This window comes from Ramlibacter sp. (assembly GCF_035554825.1).
GTDB lineage: Bacteria > Pseudomonadota > Gammaproteobacteria > Burkholderiales > Burkholderiaceae_C > Ramlibacter.
Genome location: NZ_DATMHS010000135.1, coordinates 1 through 18484 on the forward strand (window position 1 = coordinate 1; position 18484 = coordinate 18484).

Below are 18484 nucleotides of genomic sequence, written 5' to 3' on the forward strand. Positions count from 1 at the left end.
GCGCGCGCGGTGCCGCAGGCTCTGCATGATGTTCGTCTGGCGGCGGCCCACCAGCAGCGGCTCCAGGGCCAGGGCGAGCGCGCAAACGCCGAAGCTGCCCCACACGTACAGGGCGTAGCCGCCCATGGCGAAGAAATCGGAGGCGGAATTCCAGATCATGCTGCCTGCACCTCGGGAAGCTGGTGGACCCAGTCGGTATGCGCCTCGCGCTCCAGGATGATGGCCCGCACCCGCTTGAGCGCGACGGCGATCGAGTACATCCAGAAGCACAGCGCCATGAGGACCATGCCCAGGAACATGGTCATCGCCATCGAGGGAGCCTTGGTCATCGAGACCGACGAGCCCTGGTGGAGCGTGTTCCACCACTTGACCGAGAAATAGATGACCGGCACGTTGATCGCGCCGACCAGGGCGAGGATGGCGCCGGCCTTGTCGGCGCGGCGCGGATCGTCGATCGCCGCCTGCAGCGCGATGAAGCCCAGGTACAGGAAGAACAGGATCAGCTCGGAGGTCAGCCGCGCGTCCCACACCCACCAGGTGCCCCACATCGGCTTGCCCCAGAACGCGCCGGTCCACAGCGACAGGAAGGCCATCAGCGCGCCGGTGGGGGCCAGCGCCTGCGCCCACATGCCGGCCAGCCGCGTGTTCAGCGCCAGGCCGATGGCGGCCCAGCCGGCCATGACGAGGTAGATGAACATCGACATCCAGGAGGCCGGCACGTGCACGAAGATGATCCGGTAGCCCTCGCCCTGGGTGGCGTCGGTCGGGGCGACGAAGAAGCTCACCCACAGCCCGGCCAGGCCGAAGACGACCGCCAGCGCCCAGAACCAGGGCTGCAGCTTGCCGGCCACCGGATAGAAGCTGTACGGGCTGGCGAACTTGAACCAGTGGATGACCCCGCGGCCGGCCGCGGTGCGATCGTTGATGGCGATTTGGCTCATTCCAGTGCGATCCTCAAAGCCGCCGTGGTCGCCCACGGCGCGAAAAACAGGGCCATGACCAGCAGGGCCGCCAGCAGCGACAGGTGCCCCGCCGCGCCCAGGCCGGAGTTGTAGGCCTGCACGGCGCCGGCGCCGAAGATCAGCGCCGGCACGTACAGCGGCAGCACCAGCAGGCTCAGCAGCACGCCGCCGCCGCGCACGCCCAGCGTCAGCGCGGCGCCGATCGAGCCCACCAGCGACAACACCGGCGTCCCCAGCAACAGACTCAGCATCAGCACTCCCAGTTCCCCGGCCGACAGGTCGAACTGGATCCCCAGCAGCGGCGCCAGGATCACCAGCGGCAGGCCGGAGACGAGCCAGTGGGCCAGATTCTTGCCGCTCACGAGCAGCCCCAGCGGGGACGGGGAGAGCACCATCTGCTCCAGCGTCCCGTCGGCGTGGTCGGCCGCGAACATCCGCTGCAGCCCCAGCATGGTGGCCAGCAGCGCGCCGACCCACAGCACGCCCGGCGCGATCTTGCGCAGCAGGGCCGGTTCCGGGCCGATGCCCAGCGGGAACAGGCTGGTCACGATCACGAAGAAGAAGAGGGCCGTCAGCACCTCCGTCTTGCGGCGCATCGCGAGGAGCAGATCGCGCCGGACTACCGCCAACACCGAATTCACAGTTCAATCGCCTTGCCGCCCGGAATCGGAATGGCCTGGTGGCTCGTGACCACCGCCATGCCGCCCTGGGCCAGGTGCTCGCCGACCAGGCCGCCGAGCATGTCCACCGCGCGCGTGTCGAGCGCGGTGAACGGTTCATCCAGAATCCACAGCTTCGCCTTGCGCGTGACCAGCCGCGCCAGCAGCACGCGCCGCTTCTGGCCCGCCGACAGGAACCGCACCGGCAGGTCCTCGCGGCCCTTGAGCCCGAAACGGTGCAGCGCCGCCACGACTTCGCCCGGATCGAGCTTCGCGCCGTCGAGCTCCGCGGCGAGCTCCAGGTTCTCGCGCGCCGTCAGTTCCTCCTTCACCGCGCCGTGGTGGCCGAGAAAGAGCATCGCCTGGTGATACGCCTCCACGTCCTCGCGCACCGCGTGGCCGTCCCAGCGGATCTCGCCGGCGGCCGGCGTCGCCAGCCCAGCGAGCAGGCGCAGCAGACTGGTCTTGCCGCAGCCGTTGGCACCGCGCACGTGCAGCCACTCGCCCGCGCCGACGGCGAGGTCGAGCCCGGTGAAGAGGGTTCGTTCACCGCGGACGCAACTGAGTTGATGGGCGCTCAACATGAATCGATTGTCGGGGTGGCCGACTGGGGTTTCCAACAGGACACTCGCGACCCCGTTGACGAATGTCAACGCACCGGATCGCAGGAAAAGAGGCTCGCGCCCAAGGCGTGCCGCAGCCTCCGCATGGCACCGCGCCGTGGTGTTGTTGTTCCGGTGGCCGCCTCGGGGCCGGGTCTGCGCGCGAAGGACCATGGCGCCCGTCGGTCGCAGCGGCGGGCAGCGCATTATCCCAGAGCGGGCGCGGGACCGCCCGGCAGTACTGTCGCGTTCCCGTTGACGTAGATCAACGGGGTCCCCCCACCCTGACAAGACACTATCCATCACCCGGGCTGCCCACACGCCGGCTCGGGTTTGAACGATGTGGTAAGCGCATGGAGGCGTCCGTGAGAGTCGAGGTACTGATAGCCCAGGAGCATCCGGTCGTCCGGTACGGCTTGAAGTATCTCATCGCCGAATCGCCGGACATGCGGGTGTGCGGCGAGGCCGGCGACGGCCATGCGACGCTCGACATGATCCGCCAGCGCGAATGGGGCCTGGTGATGCTCGATCTGTGCATGCCGGGCCGCAGCGGCCTCGAGCTGATCAAGCTGCTGAAGTCCGAGCGCCCCCGCGTGCCGATCCTCGTGTTCAGCGCGCAGCGCGAAGAACTCTATGCCGTGCGCGCCATCCGCGCCGGCGCCTCCGGCTATCTCTCGCAGAAGGCGGACATCGAAACCGTGCTCGCCGCCATGCGCCGCGTGGCCGGCGGCCGCATGTTCGTCAGCCAGAAGGTGACCGAGCTGCTGGCCAGCCATCCGGCGCAGGAAGGCGACGCGCTGCCGCACAACCGCCTCACCGATCGCGAATACGGCATCTTCAGCCGGATCGTGAGCGGGGCCACGTTGACCGACATCGCGGATGAGTTGTCTTTGAGCATCAAAACGGTGAGCACCCACAAGTCTCACATCCTGGACAAGATGACCCTGGGTGGCCAGGTCGAGCTTGTCCGCTACGCTATCGAGCACAAGCTGCTCGACACAGCTCGCGAGTAGCCATGGCGTCTCGCGCCATTCCTGCCAGGGAACCTGGTCCGGCGACGGACGAGGGGCAGGAGCAGCGCAGGGACTCTTTGTGTCGTGCGGGGCGCTGTCATGGCCTCGCCTTTTTTTGCAGTCAGGAAAACCAACAATGCGACTTGAGGGTCCACTTTCACGCCTGCGCCAACTGGCGATCTCGGCGGGGCTGGTGCTTGCCTGCCTCGGCTTGCCGGGTCTCGCCGGCACGGCAGCCGCGCAGCCGGCCGCGCCAGCGGGCGAAGCCAAGCTTGACAACGCCACGTGCCTGACCTGCCACGACGGCAAGAAGGGCAAGCTCGAGGCCGCCGGGCCTGACGGCAAGCCGCGCGCCGTGCGCGCGCTCGACGCCGCGAAGTTCCAGAAGGGCGTGCACGCCCAGATGGAATGCGTGGCCTGCCACACCGACATCAAGGACAACGCCGACAAGGGCAATGTCCACGCCAAGGACCCGAGCCAGGCCCTGAAGAAGGTCGATTGCGCGACCTGCCACCAGGAGCTGTGGGAGCAGACCGTCAAGCGCGGCCGCGAGCAGGAGCGCCCGCGCCTGGGGGTGGTCGCCAAGAACATCGAGGCCTACAAGAAGTCGTTCCACGCGCGACCCAGCTCGGAGGACAAGAGCAAGCCGAACGCGACCTGCGAGAACTGCCACGAGACGCACGGCTTCAATGTTCCGCCCAAGAACACGCCCGAATACACCCAGTGGCGCCTGGGCATCTCGACCACCTGCGGCGCGCAGTGCCACACCGACCAGCTCGAGGCCTACCAGGGCTCGGTGCACGGCCAGGAGAACGCCAAGAAGCTGCTGGCCGACGCCGCCGTGTGCTCCGACTGCCACACCGCGCACGCCATCACCAACACCTCCGGCGATCCCTTCAAGCTCACCGTGACGGCCCAGTGCGGCACCTGCCACACCAAGCAGTTCGAGAGCTACAAGGACACCTTCCACGGCAAGGTGAGCACGCTCGGCTACGCCTACACGGCCAAGTGCTTCGACTGCCACGGCAGCCACGAGATCGTTCGCGTCGACGATCCCAAGTCCAAGGTCGCGCCGGACAACCGGATGGAGACCTGCCGCTCCTGCCACAACCCGAAGAAGGGCCTGCCGGAAGTGCCCAAGGGATTCGCGAGCTTCCAGCCGCACGCCGATCCGCACGACTTCCACCGCTATCCGCAGGTGTGGGCCGCCTGGCAGCTCATGAGCGGGCTGCTGGTCGGAACCTTCGCCTTCTTCTGGCTGCACACGGTGCTGTGGTTCTACCGCGAGTACAAGGAGCGCAAGGCCCGCGGCGGCGCCGAGCACGTGCGCGTCGAGGAGGTCCCGGCCCAGCTGCGCGGCAAGCAGTTCCAGCGCTTCACGCCGACCTGGCGGATCGCCCACCTGTTGTTCGCGCTCAGCCTGATGGTGCTGACGCTCACCGGCATGCCGCTGTTCTATCCGGACGTGCCCTGGGCGCCGGCGATCATGAAGTTCTTCGGCGGCCCGAAGGTCACCGGGCTGATCCACCGCACCGCGGCCGTGATCTTCGCCAGCGTGTTCTTCTGGCACCTGGTGTACATGCTGATCCGCGTCGGCCGCAACTGGCGGACCTTCCAGATCTTCGGCCCCAACTCGATGGTGCCGAACCTGAAGGACCTGGAAGACATGATCGGCATGTTCAAGTGGTTCTTCGGCAAGGGCCCGCGCCCGACCTTCGACCGCTGGACCTACTGGGAGAAGTTCGACTACTGGGCCCCGTTCTGGGGGGTGACGATCATCGGCTTCAGCGGCCTCGTGATGTGGCTGCCGGGGATCTTCGGCAACGTCCTGCCGGGCTGGATCTTCAACGTGGCGTCGATCTTCCACGGTGAGGAAGCGTTCCTGGCGGTGGTGTTCCTGTTCACGGTGCACTTCTTCAACAACCACTTCCGGCCCGACAAGTTCCCGGTCGAGGTTGTGATGTTCACCGGCAGCGTGCCGCTCGAGGAGTTCAAGGCCGACCACCCGCTGCAGTACCAGCGCCTGGTCGCGACCGGCGAACTCGAGAAGTACCTGGTCGAGCCGCCCTCGCCGCTGAAATTGAAGCTGTCCAAGCTGCTCGGCTTCGTGCTGATCGCCATCGGTCTCACGCTGCTGACGCTGGTCGGTATCGGGTTCTTCACTGGAGGTTGATCGCCAACGGCAGTTCGAACAGTCGACGGTCGATCCGGGGTTCGCCCCGCCGCGGCCGGCACTTGCGCAACGCAGGTGCCGGCCTTGCGGCCAGGGGCGGATGCATGGCAACGCAGTCTGTGCTTTTGTTCTTTTCAAAGGAGACGCTGTATGAAGTTGCTGACCACCCTCGCCCTCGCCGTCGGGCTGACGACCGCCTGGGGCGTGCAGGCCGCGCCCGACGCAGAGAGCGCGCAGGCATTGCTGAAGAAGAGCGATTGCTTCAAGTGCCACGCGATCGACAAGAAGAAGGACGGGCCGCCCTTCAAGGAAGTGGCCAAGAAATACAAGGGCAAGGCCGACGCCGAAGACAAGCTCGTGAAACACATCACGACCCGGCCCATGATCGAGATCGACGGCAAGAAGGAAGAGCACAAGGCCGTCAAGACCACGGACCAGGCCGAGATCAAGAACGCCGTCCAGTGGATGCTGTCGCTCTAGCGCGCAGCCCTGCGCAGCCGCTGCCCGCGCGCGCTGCGTCTTCGCACTGACTGCGGCATCCGCCGGCCCGCGGCGACCGCCGTCACGCCCACGCGAGCCGGCGGCACGCGTGCGCGGCCACAGGCGCCAGCCGCCTGGATGAGGCCCCTCGATGCACGTTTTCCGGAAAGGGGAACGACCATGCCTCCAAGAGCTCTTGCAAGACTCGCGAAATGGGCGGCAGGACGGCGCGCGATCGTCGTGCTGCTGGCCGGCTTCGGACTCGCCATCGCAGGCCTGAGCCTGTTCGCCAGCACGCTCGTGTACACCAGCACCGAGCCGTTCTGCGCCACCAGCTGCCACGAGATGGCGAACAACTCCAACATGGAGTACGCCGGCTCGTCGCACGACCGCAACCGAACGGGGGTGCGCGCGACGTGCGTCGACTGCCACGTGCCGCATGCGCCGATTCCGCTGTACATCGCCAAGATGGGCGCGCTGAACGACCTGTGGAGCCACCACGTCACGCACACCGTGGACACCCGCGAGAAGTTCGTGGCGCAGCGTCCGAAGATGGCGCAGCGGGTCTGGACCTACATGAAGGGCAACGATTCGCGCGAATGCCGGCACTGCCACAACGCCGCGAACATGGATCCGGAGCGGCAGTCGCCGATCGCCGTGGCGCGGCACGCGAAGGCCAAGAAGGAAAAGCTGACCTGCGTCGATTGCCACTTCGGGATCACCCATGAAGTGCCCGACCAGGGGCCGGGTCCGCAGGAGCTCGAAGTGGATCGCAGCCTGATTCCGCGCAGCGCGATCTTCTAGCGCCGCCACGCCAACACGAGGAGAAGCTCAGATGGTGAAGATCATTCAGCGCATCCGAGGCGCGCGGCTGCTGCAGCGGGCCCGGGGCTGGGGCGCGGGACCCGGCAGCCTGGCGGTGCTCCTGGCGGGGCTGGCCGTGGGGGCCGTGGCGTTCGCGTCGGTCGGCTCCTTCATGGTGTACGCGAACTCGGAGCAGTTCTGCGCCAACGCCTGCCACGAGATGAACCAGCTGCAGAAGGAGCACAAGGGCACGGTGCACGACGTGAACCGCAGCGGCGTGCGCGCCACCTGCAACGACTGCCACGTGCCGCACGAGTACATCCCGAACTATTGGGCCAAGGTGGGGTTGCTGTCGGACGTGTGGGGCCACAACGTGACCCACTCGATCGACACGCCGCAGAAGTTCGAGGCCAAGCGCTACGAGTTGGCCAAGCGGGTCTGGGTCTACATGAAGCAGAACGATTCGCGCGAGTGCCGCCACTGCCATACCACCGCGAAGATGGACCCGGACAAGCAGAGCGAGAAGGCGCTGAAGCGGCACGAGAAAGGAAGGCTCGAGGGGCTGACCTGCATCGACTGCCATTTCGCCATCGCGCACAAGGAGCCCGACGGGCCCGGCCCGCAGGAGCTGGCGGGCGCCCAGGCCGCCAGCAAGTAGACGACGCGAAAGGAGTCCGCACGTGCTCATCGAATGCTTCGAATGCAAGGCGAGGATCAGCGACAGCGCCGCCAGCTGCCCTCACTGCGGCGCGGTGCCGCTGGAGTCCGGTCACTCGCTGCCCGTGGTGGTGTCGGACCTGCACATGCGGTTCGGCACGATCTTCTGGTTCATGATCAAGGTGGCAGTCGCCGCCGTTCCCGCCGTGGTGGTGCTGTACACGGCCTCCACCGTGATCGGCGGGCTGATCTCCCCGCTGCTGCGGCCCTGAGCGGGGGCGGCTGTCGCTATTTCGCATCGCTCCCGGGCCGCGCGGAGCGCTCGCGCGCCGGCGGTGCCGCCCGCACGCGCGCATTCACCACCCGGTTCGCCGCCCGGCCAGCTTGATGCAGGTTCAAGGAAAGCCGAAAGCAGGCACCGGCGACGGCGCGCCCGCCCGCCGCAACGGCTCTTGTTGACGCCGGTCAAGACGCGCTTGCGGGGCGACGAGCAGCGGCTTGCCGGCTCGGATTATTCCTAGGGGAATTTTGAATCGGTTCCGATATCTGCGCCGAACTTCAATCGGGAGAATTCTCTACACAGCTCAATCACGCTCCGGTCACGGAAGCGCATGCACAACGAGAACCCATCGAAGTTGGAGCGAATTGAGCGGGGGCACGGCGCAGACACAGCGAACGCGTGCTCTTGAAGCGGTATCAGTCAGAGGCTTGTCGTGTTCTCATGGAGTCAGGTATGAAAAAATTTCTTGTCCGTTACAGCGCGGCGACGTTCGCCGCGCTGGTCGTCGCCTTGAGCGGCTGCGGTGGAGGCGGCGGTGACGAAGTCGTCACGCCGCCGCCCGACGGCGGGAACCCCCCGCCGGCGACGGCGAACGTCGCGGCGGCGTTGAACGCGGCCGCCGCCCAGGCCGCCAACGACACGTCGGTCAATTCGACCGCCGCGTTCAGCGTGCTGCAGGCGAACAACGTTCCTGCCGTCACGGTCAACAGCCCGCCCAAGGTGAACTTTGCTGTCTTCTCGGACGGCAAGGTGGTCCCGAGCGTGGCCGTGGGCAGCGTCAGCTTCGCCCTCGCAAAACTGGTGCCCGGGACCAATGGCGAGCCGGACAAGTGGGTCAACTACGTCTACCGCACCGAGGTTGCCACCGCCGGTGTCGGCCCGAACGGCACGCCGGCGCTTGCCAGCGCCTTGCAGGCGACCACCGATCCGAAGCAGACCGATGCCGCGCTCGCCGCGGGACAGCTGGTCTACAACCAGGATGGCTACTACACCTACACGTTCCGCGCGGATGTGAAGGACCCGGCCTGGACGGCCACGGTGGGCACCACCAAGTATTCCACCGGTGGCGTCGCCTTCGAGCCCGGCCGCACGCATCGCATCGCGATCCAGCTGGACTATAAGAACGCCGCTGGCACGCTTGTGCGCGTGAACCCGTATTTCGATTTCACGATCGACGCGAACGGCAAGTCCGTTCCGGTCGGCGCAAGCGCGACCCGCAAGATGGTCGACATCGCCACCTGCAACACCTGCCACGACAAGCTGGCGTTGCACGGCGGCGGCCGGGTGGACACGCAGTACTGCGTTCTGTGCCACAACACCGGGACGACCGACGCGAACAGCGGCAACAACCTTGCGCTCTCGACGATGGTGCACAAGATCCACGCCGGCCAGGTGCTGGCGGAAAAGGGCGAGCACTACACCATCTGGGGCTACGGAAACAGCAAGCACGACTACTCTGAAGTCGGCTTCCCGCAGCCGATCCGCAACTGCGCGGTCTGCCACGACGGTTCGAACCCGAAGACCCCGCAGGGCGACAACTGGAAGAGCGTGCCGAGCAAGCAAGCTTGCCTGAGCTGCCACCAGACCAACGCCACCAGCGGCTTCTACACGACGCACATCACCACGCTCAAGCTGGGTGCGACGCCGGACGGCATCTCCAACTCCACCTGCGCTTCGTGCCACGGTGCCAACAGCCCGCTTTCCGCGGACAAGGTGCACTGGGTCCAGGAACTGGCCAACGCCGGCAACTACCAGGCGAAGATCGACAGCGTGTCGCTCAAGAAGGCCGCGACGGCTACGGCGACCGGCTTGCTGACCGTGAAGTACTCGGTCGTCAATCCGAAGACCGGCGCCGCGTACGACCTGCGCGAAGGATGCGCGGCCGCCGCCACGACGGACTCCGCCGGCGCCTCCATCGTCGGTTGCAACAGCAACTACCGCTGGGACGCCGTGCTGCCGCCCGCGCTGCCGGGCAAGCCGACCGACAAGTTCGGCATGTTCACGGTGTACCTCGGCGTGGAAAACCTCGCCGGCGTGACGGCCGACGACGTGACCGCGACGGCCAGCTATCCTGCCTACCGCGGCGTCGACAGCGCCACGCACCAGTACACCGCCGACATCACGATTCCGGCCGGCGCCAAGGGCAACGCTCGCGTGATGCTCATCGGTGCGGTGTCCGAGCGTCGTCTGGACCCGGTCACGCGCAACCCGATTGGCGCCGTGCCGCCGACCACCAACGAAGACCTGGCCTACGTGCCGGTGAAGAACGCCATCACGAACGTCAACATCGCCACCGGTGGAACGTCCAGCGCGCCGCGCCGCCAGATCGTCAGCAACGACGGTTGCAACAACTGCCATGCGATCCTGGGCCTGCCCATGGGCGCACAGACGGTCGGCTTCCACAAGGGCCACCGCAACAACGCCGACGGCTGCGCGATCTGCCACAACGCCAACCAGGCGGGCGGCTACACGCTGATGACGGACGGTTCCACCGGCCCGGTCACCGGCGACAGCCAGCTCGCGGCCGGCAACACCAGCGCGTTCCTGCATGAGTCCTATCAGGCCAAGCGGTTCGTGCACGGCATCCACTACGGCGAGAAGCGCAACTATCCGTTCACGCACTGCATGAACGTCGGTGGCGAGTACAACAAGGACGGCACGAACAAGGTGGCCGGCGGCCCGAGCCTGGGCGCCGCGACCTGCGTCAACCAGTACCCTGGCGTGACCGACAACTTCACCGCCGAAGTGGCCTACCCGGGCGACCTGAAGGCGTGCTCGAACTGCCACGTGAACGACTCCTGGAAGCAGGACAAGAGCGTGCTCGGCACTGTCGTGTTCAAGCAGACCGGCAAGACCAACATGCTCGACTGGCAAGTGCTGTCGCCCAAGGCGGCCACCTGCACCGGCTGCCATGACGCGAAGTCGGTCCAGACGCACGTCAAGACCGTCGGCGCCTCGTTCGGCAGCTTCACGCAGAACGATCTGTTGTTTGGCGGCAAAGTGTTCGAGTCCTGCGAGGGTTGCCACGCGCCCGGCAGCGCAATCGGGGTCGACACGGTGCATGGCGTGAAGTAGCATTCCCTCATGGGAAGGTAGTGAACGGAACCGGCCCTCTGGGCCGGTTCCCTTTTTGATCGGTACTGCCGATCCAGGAGCATCAAAGTGACTAAGAAGTGGGTTCAGGCGAGCGCGGCAGTCCTGTTCGCGCTCACCATCGCCGGCTGCGGCGGTGGCGGCGGCGGCGAGACGCCGACCGGTGGCGGCACGGGCACCGGCCCGTCGCCTTTGAACCAGACGATCGCGACGGCGGCCGGCGTGGCCGCCAACGATACGTCGATCAATTCGAACTCATCGTTCGCGGTCGTGCAGCAGGCCGGCATTCCGGCCGTGAGCGTGGCCAGCGGCGCACCAAAAGTGAACTTCGCGGTGTTCTCGAACGGACAGGCGAAGTCGGACGTGAAGCTGGCGGATGTCAGTTTCGCGATCGCCAAGCTGGTGCCCGGCACCAACGGCAGTCCGGACCAGTGGGTCAACTACGTCTACCGTACCGAAACCGCGACGCCCACGGTCGGCCCCAACGGCCATGCGGTGCTCGCCAGCGCGAAGCAGGCGACGACCGACAGCAAGCAGACCGACCCGGCCCTGGCGGCGCAGCAGCTGGTGTACAACCCCGAGGGGTACTACACCTACACCTTCAAGACCGACATCAAGAACCCCGCGCAGACGAACGGCGTGGTATTCGAGCCGGGTCGCACCCACCGCATCGCGGTGCAGCTGGCATACACCAATGCCGCCGGCGAGCCGGTGCGGGTGAATCCCTACTTTGACTTCACGTTCGACGCCGCCGGCAATTCCGTGCCGGTCGATGCGGCGCGTTCGAAGAAGGTCGCCGACATCAACAACTGCAACGGCTGTCACGAGAAACTGGCCCTGCACGGTGGTGGCCGCGTCGACGTCCAGTATTGCGTCCTGTGCCACAACCCCGGCACCACCGACGCGAACAGCGGCAACGTGCTGACGCTGTCGACCATGGTCCACAAGATCCACGCCGGCAAGCTGCTCAAGGCGAAGCTCGACCAGGGCAAGGGCGGCGAGGAATACGTGATCTGGGGTTACCAGAACACCAAGGTCGATTTCGCGGAAGTCGGCTTCCCGCAGGACCTGCGCAACTGCACGGTGTGCCATACCGCCGCCAACCCGAACACGCCGCAGGGCGACAACTGGAAGTCCAAGCCCAGCCGCGAAGCCTGCCTGACCTGCCACGCGGCGAATCCGGGTTCCGACTGGTACAACGTCCACTTCGTCCTGAACAGCAACCGCGATCCCAACGCCGCGGCGACGCAGATGCCCAACAGCGCGTGCGCCGGCTGCCACGCCGCCGGCACGGCCATCTCGCCGGAGCGCGTGCACTGGAACCAGAACGAGGAGAACGCGGCCAAGTACAAGATGAACATCGAGAGCGCCACCTACGACGCGGCCGCTCGCGTGGTGAACGTCAGGTACTTCGTGTCCGACCCGACCGCCGGCAACGCGCCGTACAACCTGGTGACGTCCGACTGCACCGGCACGGGCGCGAGCCTGACCTGCTCGAGCAACACGAAGTTCGGCAACCTGCGCTTCTATCTGGCCTACCCGAACATGGCCGGCCAGCCGCTGGCAGTCACCGAGTTCACGTCGTACAACAACGGCGGCAGCGGCGCCAACGCGTACGCCTACAAGGGCACCAACGACGGCAGCAACCACTACACGGTGGCGATCCCGGTGCCGGCCGACGTGGCAGGCGTCTCGATCGCGCAAGGCACGGGCCGCGTGGTCAGCATCGGGCAGATCAAGGAGCCCAAGCTCGAGGTGAAGGCGGCGACCGATCCGCGGCCGGTGGCGACCCCCGCCGAGCTCGTCAACGTCGTGGCCCAGCACACCTACGCTGATGTCGCCCTGAGCGGTCCGCTCACGCCGCGCCGCCAGATCGTTTCCAACGAGAAGTGCAACGTGTGCCACGGCGCGCTCGGCACCACCTCGGGCTCGAACACGCTGGCCAACGCCTTCCACGGCGGCGCGCGCAACACGGTCGAAGCCTGCGTGGTCTGCCACGATCCGAACCGCATGTCGTCGACCGTCATGACCAACGGCCTGGCGCTCAACGAGTCCTACCAGTTCAAGCGCTTCATCCACGGCATCCACGGCAACTCCAAGCGCACGTATCCGTTCACGCACGGCAACGTGGTGCAGGGTCCGTTCGACGACACCGGCAAGCTGCTGGCGCAGGGCACGTTCCTGGCGAACCAGTCGGTGACGATCAACGGCACGTCGACGGTCGTGGTGACCGCGGGCACCCCGGTGGCCGCCGGCAACACGTTCCAGACCATCGCCGACATCGTCACGGCGGCGGCGCGCGCCCGCGGCTACACCGGGGCGGCCGTCGCCGCGGCCGAGAACTACGGCGCCGAAGTGGCCTACCCGCAAGTGGGCCTCAACTGCGACTCCTGCCACGTGAACAAGTCGTATCAGATCGACCGCGGCCAGATCGGCGCCGTCGTCGCCAAGCCGGCCGGCGCCACCAATCCGCTGGACTGGCTGGTGATCTCGCCGAAGGCGGCCAGCTGCACGGCCTGCCACGACTCTCCGAAGGCGATCGGGCACGTGACGAGTTTCGGCAATGCTGCCTTCGGCGACCGCACGCAACGGCAATCGCTGCAGACGCAGGAGACCTGCATGGACTGCCACGCGCCTGGCGTCTTCAAGGGCGTGGACATCGTCCACGGTCAGAAGTAAACGCGGTGCGGCGCCCGTCCTGGGAGGGTAGGGCGCCGCAACCCCCGCGCGCGGGGGGCTGCAAGACTGAGGAGATCGAATGCGAATCAAGCGAGCGTTGGCGATCGTCGCCCTGGGCCTGCTCGGCCTGTTCGGGGGCGCCACGGCATGGGCAGCCAATGTGGATGCCGCAGCTTCCGCCGAATGCGTGAAGTGCCACGACGAAGAGGACCTGCCGGCGTGGCAGCGCAGCGCCCACGCCCAGGCGAGTGATCCGCGTACGCCGACCTGCGTGACCTGCCACGGTCCCAGCACCACGCACGTCAAGAAGCCGGCCGGCGCCAAGGAACAGCCGAAGCCCGACCGCATGTTCAAGAAGGATTCGCCGACGCCGGTCAGCGAGCGCAACGCGGCGTGCCTGACCTGCCACAAGAAGGACGCGCAGCGCGCCATGTGGGGCGGCAGCCAGCACGAGTCGGCCGATCTCGCCTGCTCGAGCTGCCACAAGATCCACACCAACCACGACCGGGTCCTGACGCGCGCGACGCAGACCGAGGTGTGTTTCACCTGCCACAAGGAGCAGCGGGCCCAGGTCGCCCGTCCCTCGCACCACCCGGTCCCGGAGGGCAAGATGAGCTGCTCCGACTGCCACAACGTGCATGGCTCGGCCGGTCCCAAGCTCGCCAAGCGCGACAGCACCAACGCCACCTGCTACACCTGCCACGCCGAGAAGCGAGGCCCGTTCGTGCACTCGCACGAGCCGGTGATGGAGGACTGCGCGATCTGCCACAACCCGCACGGCAGCACGGTGCAGGCGATGCTCAAGACGCGCGCGCCGATGCTGTGCCAGCAGTGCCACACGCCGCACGTGACCGGTGGCGTCGGCGCCGTCGGCGGCCAGCCGGGGGTACTGCCGCCCGCCGCGGCGGGCCAGGTGGCCCCGGCGATCACCGGCACCACCGGCGGCAAGAACGTCATCAACATGTGGCAGGGCCGCAGCTGCATGAACTGCCACACGCAGGTGCACGGCACGAACAATCCGTCCGCGACGAATCCGACGCCGCGGCTCTTCCTCCGCTGAGGCCCGCACATGAGCAAGCATTCCAACGTCCGGCCCCTCAAGACCCGTCCCACCCTGATCGCGCTGGCGCTGCTGGCGGCCTTCGGCACCGCGTACGCGGCCGAAGGCGGTGAAGTGGAGGGCTCAGTCACCGCCGGCATCGGCGCCGCCACCGGCGACCGCGGCGACCGGTCGATCTTCGACCAGTACCGGGGCACGACCGGCAACGCCTTCGGCATCCTCGGGGGCGATTACTACCGCCGCGACGACGAGCGCGGCACAATGACGCGTTTTCGCGCGAGCGACCTGCTGACCGGCAACCGCGAACTGGAATTCGTCTGGAAACGCCAGGGCGACTGGGCGTTTTCCGCCGACTACCGCGGCTTCCTGCGCTACGACCCGTACATCCCGAATACCGGGCTGGTGGCAGGCGGGTCGGCCACTCCGCAGGTGGTGCCGCTGCTGGGCGGCGCCGGCAGCGGCGGCGACATGGATCTGAAGGTGCGGCGCGACAGCCTCGGCCTGGGGTTCTCCAAGGTGATCTCGCGCCAGTGGCAATTCGACGCCAGCCTGCGCACCGAAAAGAAGGAAGGCTCGCGCCTGTTCGGCCTCGGCATGACCTGCCCGACCTTCGCCGCGCCCGGCTGCGCCGGCACCAACGCGGCCCAGGCGGGCTGGGCGGTGCTGATGCTGCCGGAGCCGATCGACTCGAACCACAGCCAGGCCGAGGCCCGCTTCACGTTCGGCGGCGAGAAGCTGGCGCTGTCGGTCGGCTATTACGGCTCCTTCTACCGCAACGAATATGGCAGCCTGCAGCCAAGCGTGCCGGGCAGCCTGTACAACCCGCTGGGCGCGATCCTGCCGCTGTCGAACGGGCTGCAGCCGATCCTGAACAACCCGGTGGCGCTGCCGCCGGACAACCAGGCGCACCAGTTCGACGTGACCGGCAACTACGCGGTTTCGCCGACGACCAACGTCAACTTCAAGGTGGCGTACACGCGGGCGACGCAGACGCAGAACTTCGCGGGCGCCGGCTTCACGGCCGGCCCGGTCGGCATCGGCGACCTCGGCGGCAAGATGTCGACGACGCTGGCGCAAGTGGGCCTCAGCCTGCGGCCCATGCCGAAGCTGTCGGTGCATGCGAACCTGCGCTACGAGGATCGCGACGACAGAACGCCGCTGTACCTGTACAACCTGATGGAGACGGCGCGTTTCACCAACCGCCAGTACCCCCTCACGACGATCAAGGGCAAGGTCGAGGCGGCCTACCAGTTCACCGGCGACCTGCGCGGCACGCTCGGCGTCACGGGGAACACGATCGATCGCGGCGTGCTCAACGCCAGCGCCGCGATCTCGGGTGTCACGGCGCTGCGCGAGCGCACCGACGAAGCCACCCTGCGCGCCGAGCTGCGCAAGCGCTTCTCGGAGCGATTGAGCGGCGCGGTGGCCGTGGAAAGCAGCAAGCGCGACGGCTCCAACTGGTTGCGGGACAACAGCGGCTCCGGCGTGACCGAGGTCGGCGACCCGGGTTCGGTGGCCGCGCAGACGGTGTTCGCCACCGGGATCTTCCCGGTGAACCTTGCCGACCGCCGCCGCGACAAGGTACGCCTCAGCGCCGACTGGCAGCCGAGCGAGAAGCTCGCGCTGCAGGTCGCCGCCGAGGCCGGCCGCGATCGCTACGACACGCCGAGCGCGTACGGCGTGCGGCGCTCGGGGATGGACCAGCTCAGCGTCGACGCGACCTACGCCGTCAACGACAAGTGGAACGTGAACGGCTTCGTGTCCTATGGCCGGCAGGAGCTCGACCAGGCACGTCCGGGCGCGGCCTTGATCGCGCTGGACAACACCTCGGCCATGTTCGGCCTCGGCGTCAACGGCAAGGTGTCCAGCGCGCTCGAGGTCGGCGGCAACCTGAGCTTCCTGAACGACCGCAGCGAATACGGCCAGTCGCTGGACGCGACGGCCGACCTCGGCAGCGCGGCGCTGCTCGCGGCCACCGGCGGGCTGCCGGACATCGTGTTCCGCCAGACGCAGCTGAAGCTCTTCGGCAAGTACGCACTCGACAAGCAATCGTCGGTGCGGGTCGAGTTCATTCACTGGCGCACCCGCTGGAACGACTGGGCCTGGAACTCCAACGGCCGGCCCTTCGTCTATTCCGACGGCACCACGCTGAATTACAAGTCGCTGCAAAGCGTCAGCTTCGTCGGCGTGACCTACACCCGCCGCTGGCAGTAAGCCCGCGACGCCGGCCTCCGGCGCGCCCCACGAGGAAGCCAGCGCATGCGCGCTGGCTTTTCCGTTCCCGAGGCCCTGCTGCCTCGATGACTGCCATTCGCCGCCGTTGCGCCCGGGGCGCGACTTTGCCATGATGGGAACGTTCGACCGCGGTGATCGCCGTGGTTGAGCGAGCCCATCTGTTCCCGGAGCGCTTGACTTTGGTCAAGCCCCGCTGTTCCCCCCGGGAGCACCATAGTTGCGTCGCACAGGACAGCATCAACCCCTTCACTACAGGAGCAAGAAAGTGAAAGTCCTCCCCCTCGTGGCAGCCGTCGCTGCCGTTTTCGCATTCTCGACCGCCAACGCCGCGCCCGACGCCGATGCCGCCAACAAGGTCCTGAAGGACAACGGCTGCACCAAGTGCCACTCCGTGGACAAGGCCAAGAAGGGTCCCGCGTTCAAGAAAGTCGCCGCCGACCTGAAGGGCAAGGCCGACGCCGAAGCCAAGCTGACGAAGTTCCTCACCACGGGTCCCAAGGTGAAGATGGACGACGGCACGGAAGAAGAGCACAAGGTGGTCAAGGGTGACGCTGCCACGGTGAAGAACCTGGTGCAGTGGATCCTGGCGCAGTAAGCGCGCCGGTCCCAAGCAGCGGAAGCAGGCATGCCTCCACCCGCCATCGCCGACGCCGGGTTCGCAGTCCCGGCGCCCGCCTCGCCCCGGACATTGCCCATCCCGAAGTACCTGGAACAGGTCTACTGGTGGGCCTACGTGCATCCCAGTGCGGTGCACGTGTTCGAGCGCGAGTGGCTCGTCAACCTGATCCTCTTCGGCAACTACGGGCGCCTGCGCGACGCGGCGCTCGCGGAGCTGGGGGCGACGGTGACGGGCCAGACCCTGCAGGTCGCCTGCGTGTACGGCAACCTGACGCCGCGCCTTGCGCAGCGTCTCGCCCCCGACGCCAGCCTCGATGTGGTGGACATCCTGCCGGTGCAGCTGAAGAACCTGGCCGCCAAGCTGCCGGCCGACGACCGGATCGTCCTGTTGCAGGGCGACTCGTCGTCGCTGGCGTGCGCCGACGGCTCCTATGACCAGGTCCTGCTGTTCTTCCTGCTGCACGAGCAGCCGGAAGCCGTGCGCCGTGCCACCTTGGCCGAAGCCATGCGCGTGGTGCGGCCGGGCGGCAAGATCGTGATCGTGGACTACCACCTGCCGATGCGCTGGCATCCGCTGCGCCTGCTGATGACGGGGGTGTTCCGCAAGCTCGAACCCTATGCGATGGACCTGTGGGAGAACGAGGTGCAGGCCTTCCTGCCATCCGATGTCCGCCCCGCCTCCATCACCAAGCAAACCTTTTACGGCGGGCTCTACCAGAAGCTGGTTCTGATCCGTTGAGGTCAACAATGGAAACATTCAAGGCAGATGTCGCGATCGTCGGCGCCGGCGGCGCCGGCCTGCGAGCCGCGATCGCGGTGGCCGAAGCCGATCCCACGCTCAGCATCGCATTGATCTCCAAGGTCTATCCGATGCGCAGCCACACCGTGGCTGCCGAGGGCGGGGCCGCCGCGGTCACCCAGGCGCACGACAGCCTCGAAGCGCACTTCCACGACACCGTGGCCGGTGGCGACTGGCTGTGCGAGCAGGACGTCGTGCAGTACTTCGTGGGCCAGGCCCACGAGGAAATGGTGCAGATGGAGCACTGGGGCTGCCCGTGGAGCCGCAAGGCCGACGGGCATGCGAACGTGCGCGCGTTCGGCGGCATGAAGATCGAGCGCACGTGGTTCGCGGCCGACAAGACCGGCTTCCACATGCTGCACACGCTGTT

Annotated in this window: 17 protein-coding genes; 13 read left to right on the forward strand and 4 right to left on the reverse strand. The window is 67.1% G+C overall.

Annotated elements, in window-relative coordinates:
• The 4 genes from ccmD to ccmA all read right to left on the reverse strand — a co-directional run.
• Positions 1 to 159: heme exporter protein CcmD (gene ccmD / locus VNT59_RS17150; protein ID WP_325500350.1), on the reverse strand; the 159-nt coding region annotated here is incomplete at its 3' end.
• Positions 156 to 941 carry a heme ABC transporter permease CcmC gene (gene ccmC / locus VNT59_RS17155; protein WP_325500318.1) on the reverse strand — a complete coding sequence of 262 codons (786 nt, stop codon included), beginning with the start codon at positions 939 to 941 and terminating at the stop codon, positions 156 to 158. The genes ccmD and ccmC, both read right to left, overlap by 4 nt.
• On the reverse strand, positions 938 to 1558 hold the full coding sequence (gene ccmB / locus VNT59_RS17160; protein WP_414708409.1) for a heme exporter protein CcmB: 621 nt from the start codon (positions 1556 to 1558) through the stop codon (positions 938 to 940). Before ccmB ends, ccmC begins: the two co-directional genes overlap by 4 nt.
• 41 nt (positions 1559 to 1599) lie before the next feature.
• Entirely contained in the window at positions 1600 to 2205 is a 606-nt protein-coding gene (ccmA, locus tag VNT59_RS17165; protein ID WP_325500322.1) for a cytochrome c biogenesis heme-transporting ATPase CcmA, read from the reverse strand.
• 371 nt (positions 2206 to 2576) lie between these two features.
• Between ccmA and VNT59_RS17170 the strand changes: the two genes are divergently transcribed.
• The 13 genes from VNT59_RS17170 to VNT59_RS17230 form a co-directional block, all read left to right on the forward strand.
• Complete coding sequence (locus VNT59_RS17170) at positions 2577 to 3236, forward strand: response regulator transcription factor (RefSeq protein WP_325500324.1); 660 nt, start codon at positions 2577 to 2579, stop codon at positions 3234 to 3236.
• A 136-nt stretch (positions 3237 to 3372) separates the two neighbouring features.
• On the forward strand, positions 3373 to 5409 hold the full coding sequence (locus VNT59_RS17175; protein ID WP_325500327.1) for a cytochrome C: 2037 nt from the start codon (positions 3373 to 3375) through the stop codon (positions 5407 to 5409).
• 150 nt (positions 5410 to 5559) lie between these two features.
• Positions 5560 to 5889: a c-type cytochrome gene (locus VNT59_RS17180; protein WP_325500329.1), complete on the forward strand. Its 330-nt coding sequence runs from the start codon at positions 5560 to 5562 to the stop codon at positions 5887 to 5889.
• 180 nt (positions 5890 to 6069) lie between these two features.
• Positions 6070 to 6693, forward strand: a complete 624-nt coding sequence (locus tag VNT59_RS17185; protein ID WP_325500331.1) for a NapC/NirT family cytochrome c — start codon at positions 6070 to 6072, stop codon at positions 6691 to 6693.
• A gap of 31 nt (positions 6694 to 6724) precedes the next feature.
• Positions 6725 to 7351 carry a NapC/NirT family cytochrome c gene (locus tag VNT59_RS17190; RefSeq protein ID WP_325500333.1) on the forward strand — a complete coding sequence of 209 codons (627 nt, stop codon included), beginning with the start codon at positions 6725 to 6727 and terminating at the stop codon, positions 7349 to 7351.
• A 22-nt stretch (positions 7352 to 7373) separates the two neighbouring features.
• A complete protein-coding gene (locus VNT59_RS17195) occupies positions 7374 to 7622 on the forward strand; it encodes a hypothetical protein (RefSeq protein WP_325500335.1) in 249 nt (82 codons plus the stop codon).
• Positions 7623 to 8083: 461 nt separating this feature from the next.
• Positions 8084 to 10705: an OmcA/MtrC family decaheme c-type cytochrome gene (locus tag VNT59_RS17200; RefSeq protein ID WP_325500337.1), complete on the forward strand. Its 2622-nt coding sequence runs from the start codon at positions 8084 to 8086 to the stop codon at positions 10703 to 10705.
• 87 nt (positions 10706 to 10792) lie between these two features.
• A complete protein-coding gene (locus tag VNT59_RS17205) occupies positions 10793 to 13402 on the forward strand; it encodes an OmcA/MtrC family decaheme c-type cytochrome (protein ID WP_325500339.1) in 2610 nt (869 codons plus the stop codon).
• A 79-nt stretch (positions 13403 to 13481) separates the two neighbouring features.
• Positions 13482 to 14462 carry a DmsE family decaheme c-type cytochrome gene (locus VNT59_RS17210; RefSeq protein ID WP_325500341.1) on the forward strand — a complete coding sequence of 327 codons (981 nt, stop codon included), beginning with the start codon at positions 13482 to 13484 and terminating at the stop codon, positions 14460 to 14462.
• Positions 14463 to 14471: 9 nt separating this feature from the next.
• Positions 14472 to 16676, forward strand: coding sequence for an MtrB/PioB family decaheme-associated outer membrane protein (locus VNT59_RS17215; protein ID WP_325500343.1), 2205 nt, complete (start codon positions 14472 to 14474; stop codon positions 16674 to 16676).
• A gap of 286 nt (positions 16677 to 16962) precedes the next feature.
• On the forward strand, positions 16963 to 17292 hold the full coding sequence (locus tag VNT59_RS17220; RefSeq protein WP_325500344.1) for a c-type cytochrome: 330 nt from the start codon (positions 16963 to 16965) through the stop codon (positions 17290 to 17292).
• Between the two features lie 30 nt (positions 17293 to 17322).
• A complete protein-coding gene (gene rquA, locus VNT59_RS17225) occupies positions 17323 to 18054 on the forward strand; it encodes a rhodoquinone biosynthesis methyltransferase RquA (protein WP_325500346.1) in 732 nt (243 codons plus the stop codon).
• Between the two features lie 8 nt (positions 18055 to 18062).
• Positions 18063 to 18484 (forward strand): FAD-binding protein (locus VNT59_RS17230; protein ID WP_325500348.1); only part of this gene is annotated, 422 nt, incomplete at its 3' end.

What these genes read in the sequence shown, in the direction of transcription:
- ccmC (WP_325500318.1), bottom strand. Translation starts at nt 941, where the DNA reads ATGAGCCAAATCGCCATCAACGATCGCACCGCGGCCGGCCGCGGGGTC.
- ccmB (WP_414708409.1), bottom strand. Translation starts at nt 1,558, where the DNA reads ATGCGCCGCAAGACGGAGGTGCTGACGGCCCTCTTCTTCTTCGTGATC.
- ccmA (WP_325500322.1), bottom strand. Translation starts at nt 2,205, where the DNA reads ATGTTGAGCGCCCATCAACTCAGTTGCGTCCGCGGTGAACGAACCCTC.
- VNT59_RS17170 (WP_325500324.1), top strand. Translation starts at nt 2,577, where the DNA reads ATGGAGGCGTCCGTGAGAGTCGAGGTACTGATAGCCCAGGAGCATCCG.
- VNT59_RS17175 (WP_325500327.1), top strand. Translation starts at nt 3,373, where the DNA reads ATGCGACTTGAGGGTCCACTTTCACGCCTGCGCCAACTGGCGATCTCG.
- VNT59_RS17180 (WP_325500329.1), top strand. Translation starts at nt 5,560, where the DNA reads ATGAAGTTGCTGACCACCCTCGCCCTCGCCGTCGGGCTGACGACCGCC.
- VNT59_RS17185 (WP_325500331.1), top strand. Translation starts at nt 6,070, where the DNA reads ATGCCTCCAAGAGCTCTTGCAAGACTCGCGAAATGGGCGGCAGGACGG.
- VNT59_RS17190 (WP_325500333.1), top strand. Translation starts at nt 6,725, where the DNA reads ATGGTGAAGATCATTCAGCGCATCCGAGGCGCGCGGCTGCTGCAGCGG.
- VNT59_RS17200 (WP_325500337.1), top strand. Translation starts at nt 8,084, where the DNA reads ATGAAAAAATTTCTTGTCCGTTACAGCGCGGCGACGTTCGCCGCGCTG.
- VNT59_RS17210 (WP_325500341.1), top strand. Translation starts at nt 13,482, where the DNA reads ATGCGAATCAAGCGAGCGTTGGCGATCGTCGCCCTGGGCCTGCTCGGC.
- VNT59_RS17215 (WP_325500343.1), top strand. Translation starts at nt 14,472, where the DNA reads ATGAGCAAGCATTCCAACGTCCGGCCCCTCAAGACCCGTCCCACCCTG.
- rquA (WP_325500346.1), top strand. Translation starts at nt 17,323, where the DNA reads ATGCCTCCACCCGCCATCGCCGACGCCGGGTTCGCAGTCCCGGCGCCC.